Below are 2,247 nucleotides of genomic sequence, written 5' to 3'. Positions count from 1 at the left end.
CAGCGGCGCTGGTCCGGCACCTCCTTCGCCGCGCCGCTGGTCGCGGCCGCGCTCGCCGCGATTCCCGAGGACGGGCCGGCGCGGATCGAGAGGCTGGCCGCCGCGGCGCGCGACGCCGGGGCGCCGGGCCGGGACCCGGTCTATGGCTGGGGCGTGGTGGAACCGGCCCCCTGCGAGGACCGCCCGCGCGTCACCGGTTCGGATAGGCCCGCGGATAGGTGATCTGCTCGGGCGGCCCGGGGGCACGCACCGCGCCCACCTTGCCGCAGGCACCGAGCAGCAGCAGCGCCGCGAGCGCGACCAGCACGGGGCGCGTCATGCGAGCTTCGCCTTCCACTCGGCCGCCATCGCCGCGACATTGGCCGGCGCCGTGCCGCCGTAGGATGTGCGGGAGCCGACCGAGGCCTCGACCGTCAGCACGCCATAGACGCCGTCATGGATACGCGGCTCGGTCGCCTGCATCTCGGCGAGCGTGAGTCCCGCGAGGTCGACGCCCTTCGCCTCCGCCTTCGCCACCAGCGCGCCGGTCACGTGGTGCGCGTCGCGGAAGGGCATCTTCAACTCGCGCACGAGCCAGTCGGCGAGGTCGGTCGCGGTGGAGTAGCCCGCGCCCGCCGCCGCCTTCAGCCGGGCCACGTCGGGCTTCATGTCCCGCACCATGCCGGCCGTCGCGGCGAGGCTGAGCGTCAGCGTCTCGGCCGCGTCGAAGACGCCTTCCTTGTCCTCCTGCATGTCCTTGAAATAGGTCAGCGCCAGGCCCTTCATCACCGTCAGCAGCCCGACCAGTGCGCCGACCACGCGCCCGGTCTTGCCGCGAACGAGTTCCGCCGCGTCCGGGTTGCGCTTCTGCGGCATGATGGAGGAGCCGGTCGTGAAGGCGTCCGAGAGTTTCACGAACCCGAAATAGGGGTTCGTCCAGATCACGATTTCCTCGGCCAGCCGCGACAGATGCGTCGCGCACATGGCGCAGGCGAACAGGAATTCGGCCGCGAAGTCGCGCGAGGCGACGGAATCGAGGCTGTTGCGCGTCGGCCGGTCGAAGTCGAGCGCCTTCGCTGTCATGTGCCGGTCGATCGGGAAGCCGGTGCCCGCGAGGGCCGCCGCGCCGAGCGGGCATTCGTTCAGCCGCGCGCGGCAATCGGCCAGCCGCGACAGGTCGCGCGAGAGCATCTCCACATACGCCAGGCAATGATGCCCGAGTGTCACGGGCTGGGCGGGCTGGAGATGCGTGAAGCCCGGCATGACCGTGCCGGCATGTTCCTCGGCGCGGTCGACCAGCGCGCGCATCACGTCGCGGATCTGGTCCGACAGCCCGTCGATCGCGTCGCGCACCCACAGTCGCACGTCGAGCGCCACTTGGTCGTTGCGCGAGCGGGCCGTGTGCAGGCGCTTGCCGGCGTCGCCGATCAAGGCGGACAAGCGCGCCTCGATGTTCATGTGGATGTCCTCGAGCGCCTCGTCGAAGGGGAAGTCGCCCTTCTCGATGCGCGCGGCGATGTCGGACAGGCCGCGACGGATCGCCGCCTCGTCATCGGCGGAGATGATCCCTACATGCTTCAGCATCGCGGCATGGGCGAGGCTGCCGGAAATGTCCTGCCGCCACATCTTGCGATCGAAGCCGATCGAGGCGTTGATCGCTTCCATGATGGCGGACGGGCCTTCCGCGAAGCGCCCGCCCCATTGCCGATTGGCGTTGCTGCTCACCGGGGGTTCTTTCGTGCTGGTTCCGACGCGCCGTTCCGTCCTTAAGGCCGCCCCGGCGCTGGGGGCCGCCGCCCTGATACAGGCCGGGCTTCCGGCCCGTCCAGCCGCCGCCGCGCCGCACGGGCTGAACCGGCTGCGGGAGGCGGAGGCGGCGATGCCCGACATCACCTTCACCGATGCCGAGGGCAAGGGCTTCACGCTCGCGGATTTCGCCGGGCGGGGCCTCGTGATCAACCTCTGGGCCACCTGGTGCCCGCCCTGCGTGCGGGAGATGCCGGCGCTGGACCGGCTGGCCGTGGCACTGGCGCGGGACGGGGTGATGGTGCTGCCGCTGTCCTCCGACCGCGGTGGGGCGCCGGTGGTGCAGGACTTCTACGAGCGGACCCAGCTGCGCACCCTGCGCGTCTGGCTCGACCCGCGCGGGGCGGCGGCGCGGGCGCTCGGCGCGCGGGGCCTGCCCACCACCGTCATCGTCGATCGCGGCGGGCGGGAACGCGCGCGGCTGGAGGGCGACGCCGACTGGGACGCGCCGGAATTCGTCGC

Annotated in this window: 4 protein-coding genes; 2 read left to right on the top strand and 2 right to left on the bottom strand. The window is 72.0% G+C overall.

Translation table 11 applies throughout. The features are described from left to right. Positions 1 to 222 (top strand): hypothetical protein (locus HW577_RS23960; RefSeq protein ID WP_198378612.1); only part of this gene is annotated, 222 nt, incomplete at its 5' end. Here the strand turns inward: HW577_RS23960 and HW577_RS26995 are convergent. Next, the gene (locus HW577_RS26995; protein ID WP_269769596.1) at positions 191 to 319 is read right to left on the bottom strand and encodes a hypothetical protein; all 129 of its coding nucleotides are present in this window, start codon (positions 317 to 319) and stop codon (positions 191 to 193) included. The two genes, HW577_RS23960 and HW577_RS26995, sit on opposite strands and share 32 nt — an antisense overlap. Beyond that, positions 316 to 1,704: an argininosuccinate lyase gene (gene argH / locus HW577_RS23955; RefSeq protein ID WP_332837801.1), complete on the bottom strand. Its 1,389-nt coding sequence runs from the start codon at positions 1,702 to 1,704 to the stop codon at positions 316 to 318. The genes HW577_RS26995 and argH overlap by 4 nt, the downstream gene beginning before the upstream one ends. A gap of 154 nt (positions 1,705 to 1,858) precedes the next feature. On the opposite strand from argH, the gene HW577_RS23950 reads away from it, so the two are divergent. Next, a partial coding sequence (locus HW577_RS23950; RefSeq protein WP_198378610.1) for a TlpA disulfide reductase family protein occupies positions 1,859 to 2,247 on the top strand: 389 nt, incomplete at its 3' end.

The sequence above is a fragment of the Neoroseomonas rubea genome, assembly GCF_016106015.1.
Classification (GTDB): domain Bacteria; phylum Pseudomonadota; class Alphaproteobacteria; order Acetobacterales; family Acetobacteraceae; genus Neoroseomonas; species Neoroseomonas rubea.
This window is presented reverse-complemented; position numbering and strand designations above follow the sequence as displayed.